Raw genomic sequence first — 15,180 nt, 5'->3', positions numbered from 1 at the left:
CGAAACCAAACGGGCGCCATCGCTACGATGACTGAGCGGAATCAGTGCGTTGGCAAGGGAGCTCGAGATGCGCGTCGGTGTGCCCAAGGAGATCAAGGTGCAGGAATATCGCGTCGGGCTCACCCCGGGCGCCGTCCGCGAATATGTCGCCGCCGGCCATCAGGTGACGGTCGAGACCGACGCCGGCAGTGGCATCGGCGCGTCCGACGAGGTCTATCGGCGGGCAGGGGCGTCCATTGCCGAGACCGCCCGCGAGATCTTTGCCAAGTCCGAGATGATCGTGAAGGTCAAGGAGCCGCAGAAGAGCGAATGGGCCCAGCTCCGCGAGGGCCAGATCCTGTTTACTTATCTTCATCTTGCGCCGGATCCGGAGCAGGCCAAGGACCTGATCGACTCCGGCTGCACCGCGATCGCCTATGAGACCGTCACGGACGCGAGCGGTCACCTCCCGCTGCTCGCCCCGATGAGCGAAGTCGCCGGCCGCCTCGCCATCGAGGCCGCCGGCGCCGCGCTCAAGCGCTCGGCCGGCGGCCGCGGCTTGCTCCTGGGCGGCGTGCCGGGCGTGCAGCCGGCGCGCGTCGTCGTGCTCGGCGGCGGCGTGGTCGGAACCCAGGCTGCGCGCATGGCCGCCGGCCTCGGTGCCGAAGTCACCGTGATCGACCGCTCGATTCCGCGCTTGCGCGAACTGGATGATCTCTTTGCCGGACGCGTGCGCACCCGTTTCTCGACCATTGAATCGGTCGAGGACGAGGTGTTCGAGGCCGACGTCGTGATCGGTGCAGTGCTGGTGCCGGGCGCCAGTGCGCCGAAGCTCGTCACGCGCGCCATGCTGAAATCGATGCGGCCGGGGGCCGTGCTGGTTGACGTCGCGATCGACCAGGGCGGTTGCTTCGAGACCTCTCATCCGACCACGCACGCCGAGCCGACCTACGAGGTCGACGGGGTCGTGCATTATTGCGTCGCCAACATGCCGGGCGCGGTGCCGGTGACCTCGAGTCAGGCCCTGAACAACGCGACGTTGCCGTTCGGACTGATGCTCGCGAGCAAGGGGTTCGCGGCGGTGCTGGAGAATCCGCATTTGCGTGGCGGCCTGAACGTGCATCGCGGCCGGATTACGAACAAGGCGGTGGCAGAGAGCCTCGGGATGGAGTTCGCTCCGGTGGAGAGCGGGGCTGGCGGCGTAAAGGCCGCCCTGGTCATTGCGAGCGAAGCGAAGCAATCCAGGATTCCTCCGCGGAAAGACTCTGGATTGCTTCGCTCGCAATGACGATGTGGGTCGAGCGCAACTTGAGCGTCGGCCACAGTGTGCCAACAGATTGCTTTACCCCTTCGTCAGCTTGTACTGCCCCAAATCAGGGTCATGCGTCATGCGCCAATAATCGACAAAACGCCACGGCATCGCCGAGAACACGCGGCCACTGCTGTTGCGGTAGTAGGTGCTCATGCCTGGATGGGTCCAGATCATCGCCTCGTGCTCGGCATCGACCTTGCGGACGTACTCGTCGAGCACGTCCTGGCGGACATCGATCGCGGCAATGTCCCGTTCGATCATGTCGACGAGACATGCCGAGATGTAGCGGCTCTGGCATTCCGACTGGAATATGACGCTGCCGCCATGGGCCGGCCCTGAATTGGGACCCAGCATGCAGAAGAAGTTTGGAAAGCCCGGCACGGTGAGGCCGAGGAATGCGGTCGGATTGTCGTTGGTCCAGGCTTCACGCAGATTCGTGCCCCCGCGCCCGCTGATATTGAGGCGCGCAGCCATCTCCGTCACCTTGAAGCCGGTGGCGACAACGATAATGTCGGCCGGGCGCTGCCTGCCGTCGGCGGTGACGATGCCGCTTTCGTCAAAATGGTCGATCGGCTCGGTGACGAGCTCGACGTTGTCTCGCCTCAAAGTCTTGAACCAATTGTTGTCGAGCAGGATGCGCTTGCCATAGGGCGGATAGGTCGGCACGCATTTCTCGATCAGGTCGGGGCGTCCCTGCAGCTCTGAGAGGATGAAGTCCGTCAGCTCCTGGCGGTGCCGGTCGTTGCCCTTGTTGACGGCGCGCTCGGGATGCGGCCAGGCCGGGTCCTTGCGCAGGAAGGGCAGGAGGCCATCGCCGTAGCGCCAGAACATGTTGAAGCGGTACCACTGCACATAGAACGGCAGATGCGCCAGCAGCCAGCGCGCGCCCTCGCTGATCGGGTCGGCATAGCCCTTCACCGGGCGAGCCCATTGCGCGCTGCGCTGGTAGACCGTGACCGAGGCTGCGCGGCCGGCGATCGCGGGCACGAGCTGCATCGCGGTGGCACCGGTGCCGATCACGGCGACGTGCTTGCCCTCGACGCTGATGTTATCGGACCACAATGCCGAATGCAGGATCGTTCCCTTGAAGCTGTCCTCGCCTGCGAAGCGGGCGCGTGAGGGATCGTTGAGCTGGCCGATGGCCGAGACAAGCGCCGTCGATTCGAAGCTCTCTTCGCCATTCTTCGTTTTCAACGTGGAGATCCAGCGCCGCCTGCCTTCGTCCCAGCGCGACGAGGTCAGCTCGGTGTTGACGCGCAGGTGCTTGCGGATGCCGTATTCGTCGGCGACCTTCAGCAAATAGCCGAGCAGCTCCTCGCGCTGGCAGAAGTAGCGCGTCCAGGCATTGCGCGATCCGAACGAATACGAATAGGAGTGGTTCGGCGTATCGACGCCGCAGCCGGGATAGCGGTTGATCCACCAGGTGCCGCCGAGTTCTTCGTTCTTCTCGACGATGGTGTAGGGGATGCCGAGATGGCCGAGCGCCACGCCGAGCGCGATGGCACAGACGCCGGCGCCGACGATCAGCACGTGCTGGCCCGCAAGCTTCTCGTCGGAAGGGCGCGTCGTCCAGCGTGCCTCGCGCGCCACAAAGCCCATCTCTTCGCGCATCAGGGGCGCATATTCCGGCGCGACGTTCTCGCCGAGGCAGGCGCGCATCATCCTCAGCAGCAATTCCTCGCCGGGGTCGGTGATCACGGGCTTCGGTGTGCCGTCGGCGAAGAGCTTGACCACAGCGGCGCGGATCTCGTCCTGGATGTCGCGCGGCACCCCGGCCTCGGGATCGGGGATGAGGCGGATATCCCGCTTGGGCAGGTAGGGCGGTTCGAGCCATTTCTCGTCGCCGGTCATGTGCACCAGCACCATCAGCAGGCAACGGATATCGCCCTCGGCGATAGCCGAGGCGAGGTCGAGCGGCTTGTGCGGAGATTCGATGTTCATGGCGTGTCCTGATCTCCGAAGGCAGTGAAGAGGCCGCGCGTCATCAGCTTGCGATAGGCGGAGATGACGTGATCGGGAACCGTGGTGACGCCGCCTTCCGAATAGGAATAGCGGCGGCTGAGATAGCCGCGCGCACCCATCAGCATGTGGACGATCGCCTCGAATTCCTCGTCGCTGTAATCCTCGATCGCGCCTGCGAGACGAGCCCGGCGCAGGATGCGGACATAGGCGACCGAAATGTTGTCGAGATGCTTCTGGTATCCGATCGGTGCGAAGAACTCGGCCTCGTTGAGAATGCGCAGAAATTCCGGCACCTCGCGGATGAAGTCGAAGAAGGCGGAGAACCGCGTGATCTCCTGCCGTGCCGCATCCGCCGTGCCGGTGCGAGCGCGGATGAATTCGACCATGTCGAGGCCGATCTTGGGCAGGAGCTGGTCGAGCAATTCCTGGCGGTTCTCGAAATGATTGTAGAAGGTGCCCTGCGCGACGCCGGCCTGTTCGGTGATGCGGGCGACCGAGGCTTCGGCATAGCCGTATCTGCCCACGACCTTGGTGGCGGCCTCGAAGATTTTCTGCTTGGTCCAGGCGTTGCGCTCGATTCGGTTGAGCTTCGTCACCTTGGCGTTCACTTGCGTCATTCAGACGTCTCCAGCTCGGCGCGCAGCACGCGCTTGAGGATCTTTCCACTTGGATTGCGCGGCAGGCTGTCGCGGACGACGAGCTGTTTCGGCACCTTGAAGCTCGCCAGCCGCGCACGGCAATGTTCGGTGAGGGCAGGGAGGTCGAGGCTGGCGCCGTCAGCCAGCACGACGATGGCGACCGGCCGCTCGCCCCAGCGCGCATCGCGCAGGCCGATCACGGCGACCTCGCGCACCTCGGGCAGATCGTAGATGACGCGCTCGACCTCGGAGGAGGCGATGTTCTCGCCGCCGGAGATGATCATGTCCTTCTTGCGGTCGGTCAGGTACAGATAGCCCTCGTCGTCGAGATAGCCGACGTCGCCGCTGCGGAACCAGTCGCCGAAGAAGGCCGAGGCCGTCTTCTCCGGATCCTTCCAATAGCCGCGCGTGATCTTGGGCCCCCGCAGGCAGATCTCGCCGTTGACGTTCGGCGGCAGGACCCTGCCGTCCTCGTCGCGGATTTCGATCTCGACATGGGCAATGGCGCGGCCGGTGGAGCCGATCTTCTCGATCTCGCGGCCGGCTTCCATGAAGGTGTCGCCGCCGACGGTCTCGGTGAGGCCATAGGCGTCGATATACCGCGCGTTGCGGAAGTATTCGGAGAAGGCGCGGATGCGCGCTTCCGGCGTCTTCTCGCCGCCGCCGATCGCCCATGTCAGGCTGGAGACGTCGTAGCGATCGCGGGTGGGACAGGTGAGCATCGCCGTGGTCATGACCGGCGCGAACCAGGCGGCGTTGAGCCTGTCCTCGGCGATCGCCGCAAGCGCGGTCTCCGGTTCGAAATTGCGTTCGATGCGGATGAAGCCGCCATGCCAGAGCACGGCGATGCCCGGCAGGTCGAGCGCGCCGACGTGATAGAGCGGACCGACGACGAGAAGCCGCGTCTCGGCACCGAGGCCGAGCGCAATCGCCTGGTCGGCGGACTTCCAGTAGAAATTGTCGTAAGAGAGCATCACGCCCTTGGGGTGGTCGGTCGTGCCCGAGGTGTACATCAGCCGCATCAGGTCCGATGGCTGGCGCGGATGCATCGGCGCGGGTGCAGCGCTGCTCGCGAGACGCATGACGCTGTGCTGCGCGGCTTCATCGAGCACGACACTCTTCGCGCCGGCGGCATTCGCTGCCAGCTCTTCATCGACGATCAGCAGGCGCGCGCCGGCATTGCCGACGATGTAGCCGACTTCATCGCGCGAGAGGCGGAAGTTGATCGGCAAGAAGACTGCGCCGAGATGACTGGTGGCAAACACCAGTTCCAGGAACGCCGCGCTATTCTTCATCAAGACGGCCACGACATCGCCGGGGCCGATGCCCTGCGTGGCGAGCCAACCGGCGACCTTGCCGACGCGTGCATCAAGGACCGCGTAGGAAATCTCCTCGCCGCGATATTTCAGCGCGGGCCGCGCCGGCGTGCGTCGGGCATGAAAGGCGATGAAGCTCGACAGATTGATCATTTTCGCTGGTTTCGGGCCGATTCCCGGGCCTCGTTTCCTTCCTTGATGAATTCTGACTCGTAATTCATCTTTGGCTTGACGTCACCCCCCTACCTCTGAAATCCTTCGAGACACGGAGACGAGACGATCTCCGACAGGGATCAGGAAACGCCGACCCGAAAGAGGGAGGGGAAAATGACGAGGACCCGCACGCCGGGCATCAGCCGCCGTTCAACACTGGCGCTGATGGGCGCCGGTGCGATGAGTGTTGCCGCGCCCTGGGTGGCGCGTGCGCAAGCCAAGACCATCAAGATCGGAATGCCGACGATTTTGTCGGGCCGCGTCGCGCAGCTCGGCACGTCGTCGCGCAATGCGGTGATGCTCGAGGTCGAGAAGGTCAACGCCGCCGGCGGCCTTGCCGGCCGGCAGATCGAGATGGTGATCCGCGACTCCAAGGGCCAGCCGCAGGAAGCCGCCCGCGTCGCGCGCGAGCTCGTCAACACCGACGGCTGCGAGCTCATGATCGATGCCGAAGCCTCCTCCGGCGCCTTCGCGGTGCACGAGGTCGCGCGCGATCTCGGCGTCTTCTGCATTCACACCAATTCGGAGACCTCGGCCCTGACCGCCGATCCCAAGCAGCACATTCCCAACGCGTTCCGTACCGCGCGGCAGGGCGTGCACGACTCCATCGTCGGCGGCAGCTATGCCGCGGCGATCGCCAAGGCGAAGGGCTTGAAGAAATGGGCGACCTGCTCGCCGGATTATGCCTATGGCCGCGACACCACGGCGGAGTTCACGCTGTACCTGAAGCGCTTCGCGCCCGAGGTCGAGATCATCAGCGAGTCCTGGCCGAAGCTGTTCCAGGCTGACTACACCGAGGTGGTGACGAAGATCCTGCAAGCCAAACCCCAGGCGCTCTATTCCTGCCTGTGGGGCGGCGATCTCACCTCCTATATCGACCAGGCCAACATCTACGCGATGTTCGGCCAGATGGAAGTGTTCGCGGTCAATATGGCTGACTACACTGCGCTCACCGTGGTGAAGAACCTGCCCAAGGGCATCCACTCCGGCAACCGTTACATCAAGACCTTCCCGACCACGCCGGAGAATGCTGCCTGGGGCGATGCCTACAAGGCAAAGTTCAATGAATATCCGACCAACTGGTCGTGGGAGAATGCCACTGCAATCATGCTGATGGCGGAAGCTGCGAAGAAGGCGAACTCGGCCGACGGCAAGAAGATCGCAGAGGTGCTGAAGGGCCTCACGATCAAGTGCCCGTTCGGCGCCGATGGCACGGTGACCATGCGCGGCGACGATCACACCCTCGTCGGCTACGCCATCGGCTGGGGCACGACGATCCCACAGGAGCCGTACGTGCCCGAAGTCAAGGCCGGGGACTGGAAGACCATCTTCGAGCTGGAAGCCGAGTGGAAGAAGAGCAAGGGCTATACCTGATCGCACAAGGGGCGGGGACGGGCGACCGTCTCCGCCGTCGTTTCGCTTTCCGCGCCGTGTCAGGCGCGTCGCAATGAAAGTGCTCCCGTGGATATCGATGCGCTTGCCGGCTGTCTCTCCAGTTCCGCGTGCCTGGTGACGCAAACCACCAGCGGCCTCATCATAGGCATGCTGCTGTTCCTGGTCGCCGTCGGGCTTACGCTGATCTTCGGCGTGCTCAAGGTGGTCAATTTCAGCCACGGCGCCTTCTACATGTTCGGCGCCTATTTCGCGATGACGGCGTATCAGCTCACCGACAGTTTTGCGCTGGCGATGCTCGCGGGCGCGGCCGGCACCGCGGTTCTCGGCCTGATCTTCGAGCGTGTCTTCATGAGCCGCGTCTATGGCGCCGACGTCTTGATGCAGCTCCTCGTCTGCTACGCCTTCGTGCTGATCTTCGACGACGTCGTGCGCATCATCTGGGGGCCCGAATTCAAGGCGATGGGCATGCCGGCGGCTTTCCAGGTGATGCCGCTGTTCATCGCGGGCGGCGTGGTGCCGCCTTACTACCTGCTGCTGATCGGCGTCGCGCTTCTCGCCGCCATCGTGCTCGGCATCGGCCTGTCGCGCAGCCGCATCGGCAAGGTGATCCGCGCAGCGGCACATAACCCCGGCATGGTCTCGGCGCTCGGCATCAACACCGGCCTGATCTATGGCGGCGTGTTCGCACTCGGCGGCATGCTGGCGGGGCTTGCCGGGGCGCTCGCCGCGCCGGTGCGTTCGCTGACTCCCGGCATGGGCTTCTCGGTGTTGATCGAGTCTTTCATCGTTACCGTGATCGGCGGCATGGGCTCGATCCTGGGCGCGCTGATCGGCGCGCTGCTGCTCGGCCTGATCCGTTCCTTCGGGTCGCTCGGTTTTCCCCTGTTCACGGAAGGCCTGATGTATCTGTTCATGGTGATCGTGCTGGTCTCAAAGCCCACCGGCCTGTTCGGCAAGGAGGCGGCATGACCGAGCTGGAGGCCGGACGCGCGCAAACCCTGGTGCCGGTGCGCAGCGGTGCCGTGCTGCAACGCTATCGCGACGTGCTGATCGCGCTGATCGCTTTCGCCGTGCTGGCGAGCCTGCCATTGTTCACCGGCAGCAAGGCGCTGCTCGATTTCGTCATCCGCTGCTCAGCCTATGGTCTGTTCGCGACTTCGCTGAACCTCCTGGTGGGCTACACCGGCCTGACCTCGTTCGGGCACGGCATGTTCTTCGGCCTTGGTGCCTACAGCTTCGGCCTGATCATGCAGAAGCTCGGCGTGCCGATTCCGGTGGCTTTCGTCGCGACATTGGCCATCACGGCGGTCTTCGCGACAATCATCGGCGCGATCTGCGTGCGGCTGAAGGAGATCTATTTCGCCTTCGTCACGCTCGCCTTCCAGATGCTGATCCACTCGACCATCCTGTCCTGGGCCTCGTTCACCGGCGGCGATCAGGGCCTGCGCGGTGGCATCCCCCGGCCCGTCTTTCTCGGCATCGATCTGTCCAATCATGTCCATCTGTATGTCACGAGCTGCGCGCTGCTCATCCTCGGCCTGCTCGCGATGCGCCAGATCGCGCAGTCGCCGTTCGGCTACACCTTGCGCATGATTCGCGACAACGCCGCGCGCGCGAGCTTTCTCGGCATCGACGTCTGGCGCGCCAAGCTCACGGTGTTCGTGCTGGCCGCGCTGTTCGCGTCGATGGGTGGCATGGTGATGGCGCTGTTCGTCTCGGGCGCCTATCCGGAGTTCGCCTATTGGACGATCTCGGGGGAGGGCATCTTCATCAACATGCTCGGCGGCGTCTCCACCTTTCTTGGTCCGATGGTCGGCACCGTACTGCTCCTGCTGCTCAACGATACTGTCACGCGGTTCACCGAATACCACGGCATCGTGCTTGGGGTCGTCATCCTGTTTTTTGCGCTCGGTTTGCGTAAGGGCCTGCTGGATTTCGTCGCCGAATGGTTTTCGCACCGGCACGATGCAGGCAAGGGGCGCTAACGATGCTCGAGATCCGCAACCTCGCAAAATCCTTCGGCGGCGTGAAGGCGACCAACGACGTCTCGCTCGACTTCCCCGATGGCTCGCTCACGGCCGTGATCGGCCCGAACGGCGCCGGCAAGAGCACCTTCTTCAACCTGATCACCGGCGCCTTGAGCCCGGATTCGGGGCAGGTTCTGCTTGACGGCATCGATCTCGCCGGCCGCTCGCCGCCGGAGATCGTGCGGCACGGTATCGGTCGCGCCTTCCAGGTTGCCAGTATCTTCAAGTCGCTCACCGTGCAGGAGACGATGCTCGCCGCCGTCAGCGCCGATCAACGCTCCTCCGCGGTGCTGCACAAGCGCTTCCCGCTGCCTGAGACGCGCGACCGCGCCGAGCACGTGATGGAGCTCTTGGGGTTGGCGAGCAAACGCCACCGCACGGCCGCGACGCTGTCGCACGGTGATCAGAAGCTGCTCGACATCGCCCTGGCGCTCGTGCTCAAGCCGAAGGTGCTGCTGCTGGACGAGCCGACCGCCGGGATGGGACCGGAGGAGCGCTGGCGCATGATCGACAAGGTACGCGAGCTCTGGGAGACCCAGAAGATTACGGTCGTCTTCATCGAACACGACATGGACATCGTGTTCAAGATCGCGCCCAAGATCGTCGTGCTGTGCTACGGCCGCATCCTCGCCGCTGGCACACCCGACGAGATCCGCAACAACAGCGCCGTGATCGATGCCTATCTCGGCACCGAGCATGCGGGAGCCGCCGCATGAGCACCGCCGTCATCGAAGTCGCCGATCTCGATGTCTATTACGGCACCAGCCAGATCCTGTTCGGCGTCGGCCTGTCGGTGCGGCAGGGCGAGACGATGGCGCTGCTCGGCCGTAACGGCGCCGGCAAGTCGACGACGATGAAGGCGATCATGGGGCTGGCGCCGCCGCGACGGGGCAGGGTGAGCCTGCGCGGAACGGTGATATCCGGTCTTAAGCCGCACACCATCGCACGCGCCGGCCTCGGCTTCGTGCCGGAGGACCGCCAGATCTTTCCGGAGCACACGGTCGAAGACAATCTCGTCATCGGGAAAAAGAAGGGACCGGACGGCCAGGACGAATGGCCGATCAAGCGCATCTACGACATCTTTCCGCTCCTGGAACCGCTGCGTCACCGCACTGCCGGGCGCCTCTCCGGCGGCGAGCAGCAGATGCTGGCGATCGCGCGGACGCTGATGGGCAATCCAGCGCTGCTGCTGCTGGACGAGCCGAGCGAGGGCCTCGCGCCGATCATCGTGCAGCGGATCGGCGAGCTCCTGCGGCAGCTCCGCTCGCTCGGATCGACCGTGCTGATCGCCGAGCAGAACATGCATTTCTGCCTGGGGCTGGCGAGCCACGCCACCGTCATCGACAAGGGCCAGATCGTCTATGCCGCCGGAATTGACGAGTTGAAGGCCAACGAGGCGATCCGCCGCCGCTATCTGGCCCTGTAAGTCGGGTGCCGGTGCACAAATAGGCCAGAAGAAGAAAACTATTGTCCAGAGGTTGTCGAACGGAAGGAGTTTTCCCTCGAGAGGACAAAAACGCCAATCGCTTCCATTGCCGTTTGGGGCCGAAACGACGACATTCCCATCAGAATTTGATGGATTGGCCAGAGTCATGGAACGTACCGGATTTGAACCCTTCGGCGAGCAATTGGTGTCCGCGACGGACACCCAGCCGCGGTCGCGTACGTCGAAGCTTTTGCTGCGTGCCGGCACCGGGCTGTTCTGGTCGCTGGTTGCGGGTATCGTGCTTGCCCGCGCCGCCTTCTTCGAGCCCGGCGTCTATGACGGCTTCAGCCGCGTCGCTTCCCTCGCCAAGAGCCTGATCTTCTGAGGCTGGTCGTCCGGGCTGAGGATAGAACTCCCCTCTGGCCTGATATGTCGAAAACTTATTTCCCTCCCGGGCTGCGCTGCGTATAAATCCTTCTCCTCAGGGAGAAATTTGTGTCGCAGAATCAAGCATCCAGTCCGGCCGACGCCAAGCCGGCCACAGCCGCGAGCCGCATTGCGGCGCTGATTCCCGGCATTCTCCTTTGCGTTCTGATCGCCGGCGTCTCCGCCCTGCTGGAGCGCGCCGAGCTGGGTATGTTCGAGCATCCCTATGTCGAAGCGCTCGTCATGGCGATCCTGCTCGGCATGGCGCTCCGCAGCTTCTGGAAGCCGGCGTCCCGGTGGCAGACCGGGATCGCCTTCAGCGCAAAACAGCTGCTCGAGGTTGCGGTCATGCTGCTGGGAGCCTCGATCAGCTTCGCCGCGATCGCCGCCTCGGGCATCGCGCTCCTCGTCTCGATCGCGGCCGTCGTCGTGATCGCGCTATGTGTCTCCTTCGGCCTCAGCCGTCTGTTGGGTCTGTCGACGCGCCTGTCGATCCTGATCGCCTGCGGCAACTCGATTTGCGGCAATTCGGCGATTGCTGCCGTGGCGCCGATCATCGGCGCCAACAACGAGGAGATCGCATCTTCGATCTCCTTCACCGCCATCCTCGGCGTGATGATGGTGCTTGGCCTGCCGCTCCTGATCCCGCTGCTGCAATTGTCGGCCACGCAATACGGAATTCTCGCGGGTCTCACCGTCTACGCGGTGCCGCAGGTGTTGGCCGCCACGGTGCCGGCCGGACTCGTCTCGACGCAGATCGGCACGCTCGTCAAGCTGATGCGCGTCCTGATGCTCGGGCCCGTCGTTGTCGGCCTTTCCCTCATTGCCTCGCGCTGGCAGAACGATGCCAAGAAGACCAATGTCGGCTTTTTCCGCCTGGTTCCGTGGTTCATCCTCGGTTTTCTCGCGCTCGCGACCCTACGCTCGCTGGAGATCGTGCCGGCGACGGTGGTCGGTCCTGTGACGAAGATCACCGGTTTTCTCACCGTGGTGTCGATGGCCGCACTCGGCCTAGGCGTCGACGTCCGCGTGCTCGCCAATGTCGGAGGCAGGGTGACGGCAGCCGTCACGCTCTCGCTGCTGCTGCTGCTCGGCATCAGCCTCGCGCTGGTGCATTGGTTCAAATGATTGGAGCAAGACAGCCCTACGGTGGGCAAAGGCGCGAATGCGCCGTGCCCACCTTCTCTCGGCAATCGCGATAAAGAGGTGGGCACGCTTCGCTTTGCCCACCCTACGAAACTGCCATCGCCGTGAGTGGGGCAGCTAGATCAGATCACATCCGCGAGTGAATGGCCATGCAGCTCGATGTTCAGACCCTGCATCCCCATGTCGTTGATCTCGCCGCCCATCGCCTTCAGGCTCTCCTCGCGGATCAGCGACATCAGCCCGCGGCGCAGCGCCAGGAACTCCGACGACATCATCATCGCTTGCTGCCGCGGCCGCTCTAGCGGGATCGGGATCTCCGCCTTGATCGAGCCGGGCCGCGCGGTCATGCAGTAGACGCGGTCGGAGAGGAAGATCGCCTCGTCGATATCGTGCGTGACGAACAGCACCGAGATCTTCAGCCGCTGCCACATGTTGGTGAGGATCTGCTGCATGATGACGCGGGTCTGCGCGTCGAGCGCGCCGAAGGGCTCATCCAGCAGCAGGACCTTCGGTCCCGTAGCGAGCGCGCGGACGATGCCGACGCGCTGCTTCATGCCGCCGGACAGCTTTTCCGGATAGTGCTTCTCGAACGCCTCGAGCCCCGCGAGCCCCAGCAGCGTGCGCGCGGCGCGTTCGCGCTGCGAGCGTGGCATGCCGCGCATCTTCAGGCCGAACTCGACGTTCTCCCGCACCGTCTTCCAGGGGAACAGCGAATATTGCTGGAACACCATGCCGCGTTCGGCGCTGGGGCCGTTGACGCGGTCGCCATCGACGGTGACGATGCCCGTTGTCGGCTTGAGGAAGCCTGCGACCGCGTTGAGCAGCGTCGACTTTCCGCAGCCGGAGGGGCCGACGATCGAGACGAACTCGCCGGGCTTGACATGGATCTGCGTATCGGTGACGGCCTGAACGGGTCCCTCGATCGTCTCGTAGGCGAGGGAGAAGTTCCTGACCTCGATGTGGCCCTTCGACGTGTTCGCAAGCACCTCGCTCATGTCGACCTCCACGGCATCACCAACTGTCCCATGCCCCTGATAAGCAGGCTCGATCCGAGACCAAGCACGCCGATTGCGATCATGCCGAGCGCGATGTCGGCATACTGGACCAGCGAATACGCCTCCCAGGTGAAGTAGCCGATACCGTACTGACCGGAGATCATCTCGGCGGCGATCAGCGACACCCATGCGACGCCCATGCCGACGGTAAGGCCGGTGAAAATGTGCGGCAGCGAGGCCGGAAAATATACCTCGCGGAAGATCGATCGCTCGCGCGCACCGAGACATTGCGCGGCGCGAACCAGAACGGGATCGACCAGCGACATGCCGTGCAGCGTGTTGACCAGGATCGGGAAGAACGAGCCGAGGAAGGTGATGAATACGATGCTCTGCTCGTTGGTCGGCCACAGCATGATGGCCATCGGCACCCAGGCGATCGCCGGGATCGGCCGCAGCACTTCGGCGACCGGGAAGATCACCTCATGCGCCAGCTTGAATCGCCCCATGATCAGGCCGAGCGGCACGCCGACGATGGCTGCGAGTGAGAAGCCGATGAAGATGCGCCGGCAGCTCAGCAGGATATGCATCAGGAATTTGGGGTCGTGGATCGCCGTGGTGAAGCTCGCATAGACCGCGAGCGGCGAGGGCACGTTGGTGAAGCGCACGAAAAACACGACGCGATAGGTCGTGAGCAGATGCCAGACCAGGAGGAAGGCGATCAGCGAGGCGATGCCGATCGCGGTGGCGCGCAGCCGGCCCTGGTTGAGCCGGTACCAGCGCAGCGTGAGCGTACCGAACGACGCGGGGGTTGCGGGCGGCGTGGCGGCGGGCGCGGGGCCCGCCTCTGCAATGGCTGTTGCCGGCATGCTATCCTCGGGATGTCTGACGAGGGCGGGACTGCTCACGTCTTGCCCCCGCCGACCGCCGCTTTCACCGCGTCATCGAAGCCGAGCACCTTGCCGCTGATCTTGGCCGCGTATGCCTCGGCGTCCTTCTTCAGCAGGAACGGAGCGACATCGCCATTGCCGACGGCGAAGAAGGCCTGGTCGGCGAACAGCTTGATACCCCGGGTGGTATCGAAGACGTAGGCGACGTTGATCTTCTTGCCCTTGGCCTTGTAGTCGGCATAGGCGCCGAGTGTGCAACTGGCTGACGAGAAGGGCATGATGCCGGCTTCGTCGACCCAGACCTCGCCGGCCTTGCGCGGATCGGCGATCGGCTTCTTGCAGAAGGCATCTTCACCGGAGACCTCGTAATTCCTGGTGCTCGCAAGCTGCGCGTCATAGTCGAGCTTCATCTCGGCATAGGCCTTGCGGATGTAGCTGTCGTCGACCCACTTCTTCGGATCGAATTCCTTCATGCGACCGAGGTTCTGCAGCACCTTGACGTCGGCGGTCGCGGCATCGATCAGCGCCGGCTTGATCGTGGGATCGGTGGTCATGTTGCCGCCGGGGCCGAGGAAGATGTAGACGACTTCCTTGTTGATGCCGGTCCATTGCTGGATCTTTTCTGCGGCGAGCTTCGGATCGTCGCGCAGCCACTGGTTGGCGGCTATCAGCGCCTTGAAGTAGGCGACGACGACCTCGGGATATTTTTCGGCGAAGTCGGTACGGACGACGATGCCATGGAAGGTCGGCAGGTTCGTCTCCACACCGTCAAAGATCTTTCGCGCGAAGCCGCGGAAGGGCAGCAGCTCGGCGAAGGGGACGAAGTCGGCGTGCGCGTCGATCTTCTTCTCCTGGAGATTGGTCGAGCCGACCTCCGGGCTCTGGCTGACGAGCTGGAAGAAGTCGGATGCGTAGCCGCGATCCTGCATCGCCTTCAGAACCATGCCGTGCGCGGCGGAGCCAAAGGGGACGCTGACGAGCTTGCCCTTCAGATCGGCGAGTTCGTAGTAGGGCGAGTCCTTGTGGACGACGAGGCCATTTCCGGAGCCGGACAGGCTATAGGCGGCGATGCCGATCAGCCGGCTCTTGCTCTCCGGATTGCTCTCGAAGGTGAAGCCGTTCACGATCAGCGGATAGTCGCCCATCATGCCGATCTGCAGCTTGTTCGCCATCATCGCGTTGGTGACGGGTGGACCGGAGGTGAAATTCTGCCACTCCAGCTCGAACTTGATGTTGGCGTATTTTCCGTCTTTCGGCAGGTATTTTTCAAGGAGACGCAACTGGCGGATGACGACGCCGGCGGTCACCGTGTTGGTCGTGGTGTCCTGCGTTCCGATGCCAAGCGTGACGGTTTCCGCCGAGGCCGGTTGCGTGACGAGTAGCGCCAGCGACGTCACCGACATCGCGATCGAGAGCGTGGGAAGATGGCGGACCATTCTCATCCTCATTCGGTTGGAT

General features: G+C 63.9%; 13 protein-coding genes and 1 pseudogene. 8 read left to right on the top strand and 6 right to left on the bottom strand.

Annotation, left to right across the window (positions count from 1 at the left end; translation table 11 throughout):
* Positions 1–67 precede the first annotated feature (67 nt).
* Positions 68–1,171: pseudogene (gene ald / locus XH96_RS26280) on the top strand (alanine dehydrogenase); the annotation flags it as partial.
* Positions 1,172–1,321: 150 nt separating this feature from the next.
* Here the strand turns inward: ald and XH96_RS26275 are convergent.
* From XH96_RS26275 to XH96_RS26265, 3 genes are read right to left on the bottom strand one after another with little or no spacing between them, the layout of a single operon-like run.
* The gene (locus XH96_RS26275) at positions 1,322–3,232 is read right to left on the bottom strand and encodes an NAD(P)/FAD-dependent oxidoreductase (protein ID WP_194388318.1); all 1,911 of its coding nucleotides are present in this window, start codon (positions 3,230–3,232) and stop codon (positions 1,322–1,324) included.
* Positions 3,229–3,870 carry a TetR/AcrR family transcriptional regulator gene (locus tag XH96_RS26270; protein WP_194388317.1) on the bottom strand — a complete coding sequence of 214 codons (642 nt, stop codon included), beginning with the start codon at positions 3,868–3,870 and terminating at the stop codon, positions 3,229–3,231. The genes XH96_RS26275 and XH96_RS26270 overlap by 4 nt, the downstream gene beginning before the upstream one ends.
* Positions 3,867–5,360, bottom strand: a complete 1,494-nt coding sequence (locus tag XH96_RS26265; RefSeq protein WP_194388316.1) for an AMP-binding protein — start codon at positions 5,358–5,360, stop codon at positions 3,867–3,869. Before XH96_RS26265 ends, XH96_RS26270 begins: the two co-directional genes overlap by 4 nt.
* 174 nt (positions 5,361–5,534) lie before the next feature.
* Between XH96_RS26265 and XH96_RS26260 the strand changes: the two genes are divergently transcribed.
* The 7 genes from XH96_RS26260 (at position 5,535) to XH96_RS26230 (ending at position 11,822) form a co-directional block, all read left to right on the top strand.
* Complete coding sequence (locus XH96_RS26260; RefSeq protein WP_194388315.1) at positions 5,535–6,794, top strand: ABC transporter substrate-binding protein; 1,260 nt, start codon at positions 5,535–5,537, stop codon at positions 6,792–6,794.
* An 87-nt stretch (positions 6,795–6,881) separates the two neighbouring features.
* Positions 6,882–7,784, top strand: coding sequence for a branched-chain amino acid ABC transporter permease (locus XH96_RS26255; RefSeq protein WP_194388314.1), 903 nt, complete (start codon positions 6,882–6,884; stop codon positions 7,782–7,784).
* On the top strand, positions 7,781–8,800 hold the full coding sequence (locus XH96_RS26250; RefSeq protein WP_194388313.1) for a branched-chain amino acid ABC transporter permease: 1,020 nt from the start codon (positions 7,781–7,783) through the stop codon (positions 8,798–8,800). Before XH96_RS26255 ends, XH96_RS26250 begins: the two co-directional genes overlap by 4 nt.
* Positions 8,801–8,802: 2 nt before the next feature.
* Complete coding sequence (locus XH96_RS26245) at positions 8,803–9,558, top strand: ABC transporter ATP-binding protein (protein WP_194388312.1); 756 nt, start codon at positions 8,803–8,805, stop codon at positions 9,556–9,558.
* A complete protein-coding gene (locus XH96_RS26240; RefSeq protein ID WP_194388311.1) occupies positions 9,555–10,268 on the top strand; it encodes an ABC transporter ATP-binding protein in 714 nt (237 codons plus the stop codon). The genes XH96_RS26245 and XH96_RS26240 overlap by 4 nt, the downstream gene beginning before the upstream one ends.
* Before the next feature lie 166 nt (positions 10,269–10,434).
* Entirely contained in the window at positions 10,435–10,653 is a 219-nt protein-coding gene (locus XH96_RS26235; RefSeq protein ID WP_194388310.1) for a hypothetical protein, read from the top strand.
* Positions 10,654–10,763: 110 nt separating this feature from the next.
* The gene (locus XH96_RS26230) at positions 10,764–11,822 is read left to right on the top strand and encodes a YeiH family protein (RefSeq protein ID WP_194388309.1); all 1,059 of its coding nucleotides are present in this window, start codon (positions 10,764–10,766) and stop codon (positions 11,820–11,822) included.
* 140 nt (positions 11,823–11,962) lie between these two features.
* On the opposite strand, the gene XH96_RS26225 is transcribed toward XH96_RS26230, so the two are convergent.
* The 3 genes from XH96_RS26225 to XH96_RS26215 are packed head-to-tail and all read right to left on the bottom strand — an operon-like array spanning position 11,963 to position 15,158.
* The gene (locus XH96_RS26225) at positions 11,963–12,835 is read right to left on the bottom strand and encodes an ABC transporter ATP-binding protein (RefSeq protein ID WP_194388308.1); all 873 of its coding nucleotides are present in this window, start codon (positions 12,833–12,835) and stop codon (positions 11,963–11,965) included.
* Positions 12,832–13,740: an ABC transporter permease gene (locus XH96_RS26220; RefSeq protein ID WP_194388307.1), complete on the bottom strand. Its 909-nt coding sequence runs from the start codon at positions 13,738–13,740 to the stop codon at positions 12,832–12,834. The genes XH96_RS26225 and XH96_RS26220 overlap by 4 nt, the downstream gene beginning before the upstream one ends.
* Entirely contained in the window at positions 13,737–15,158 is a 1,422-nt protein-coding gene (locus XH96_RS26215) for an ABC transporter substrate-binding protein (RefSeq protein WP_194388306.1), read from the bottom strand. Before XH96_RS26215 ends, XH96_RS26220 begins: the two co-directional genes overlap by 4 nt.
* Between the last annotated feature and the right edge of the window lie 22 nt (positions 15,159–15,180).

This window comes from Bradyrhizobium sp. CCBAU 51765 (genome assembly GCF_015291725.1).
Lineage (GTDB): Bacteria > Pseudomonadota > Alphaproteobacteria > Rhizobiales > Xanthobacteraceae > Bradyrhizobium > Bradyrhizobium liaoningense.
This window is presented reverse-complemented; position numbering and strand designations above follow the sequence as displayed.

Coding starts and splice junctions, on each gene's coding strand:
- XH96_RS26275 (WP_194388318.1), bottom strand. CDS start 3,232: ATGAACATCGAATCTCCGCACAAGCCGCTCGACCTCGCCTCGGCTATC.
- XH96_RS26215 (WP_194388306.1), bottom strand. CDS start 15,158: ATGGTCCGCCATCTTCCCACGCTCTCGATCGCGATGTCGGTGACGTCG.
- XH96_RS26265 (WP_194388316.1), bottom strand. CDS start 5,360: ATGATCAATCTGTCGAGCTTCATCGCCTTTCATGCCCGACGCACGCCG.
- XH96_RS26270 (WP_194388317.1), bottom strand. CDS start 3,870: ATGACGCAAGTGAACGCCAAGGTGACGAAGCTCAACCGAATCGAGCGC.
- XH96_RS26250 (WP_194388313.1), top strand. CDS start 7,781: ATGACCGAGCTGGAGGCCGGACGCGCGCAAACCCTGGTGCCGGTGCGC.
- XH96_RS26225 (WP_194388308.1), bottom strand. CDS start 12,835: ATGAGCGAGGTGCTTGCGAACACGTCGAAGGGCCACATCGAGGTCAGG.
- XH96_RS26260 (WP_194388315.1), top strand. CDS start 5,535: ATGACGAGGACCCGCACGCCGGGCATCAGCCGCCGTTCAACACTGGCG.
- XH96_RS26235 (WP_194388310.1), top strand. CDS start 10,435: ATGGAACGTACCGGATTTGAACCCTTCGGCGAGCAATTGGTGTCCGCG.
- XH96_RS26245 (WP_194388312.1), top strand. CDS start 8,803: ATGCTCGAGATCCGCAACCTCGCAAAATCCTTCGGCGGCGTGAAGGCG.
- XH96_RS26240 (WP_194388311.1), top strand. CDS start 9,555: ATGAGCACCGCCGTCATCGAAGTCGCCGATCTCGATGTCTATTACGGC.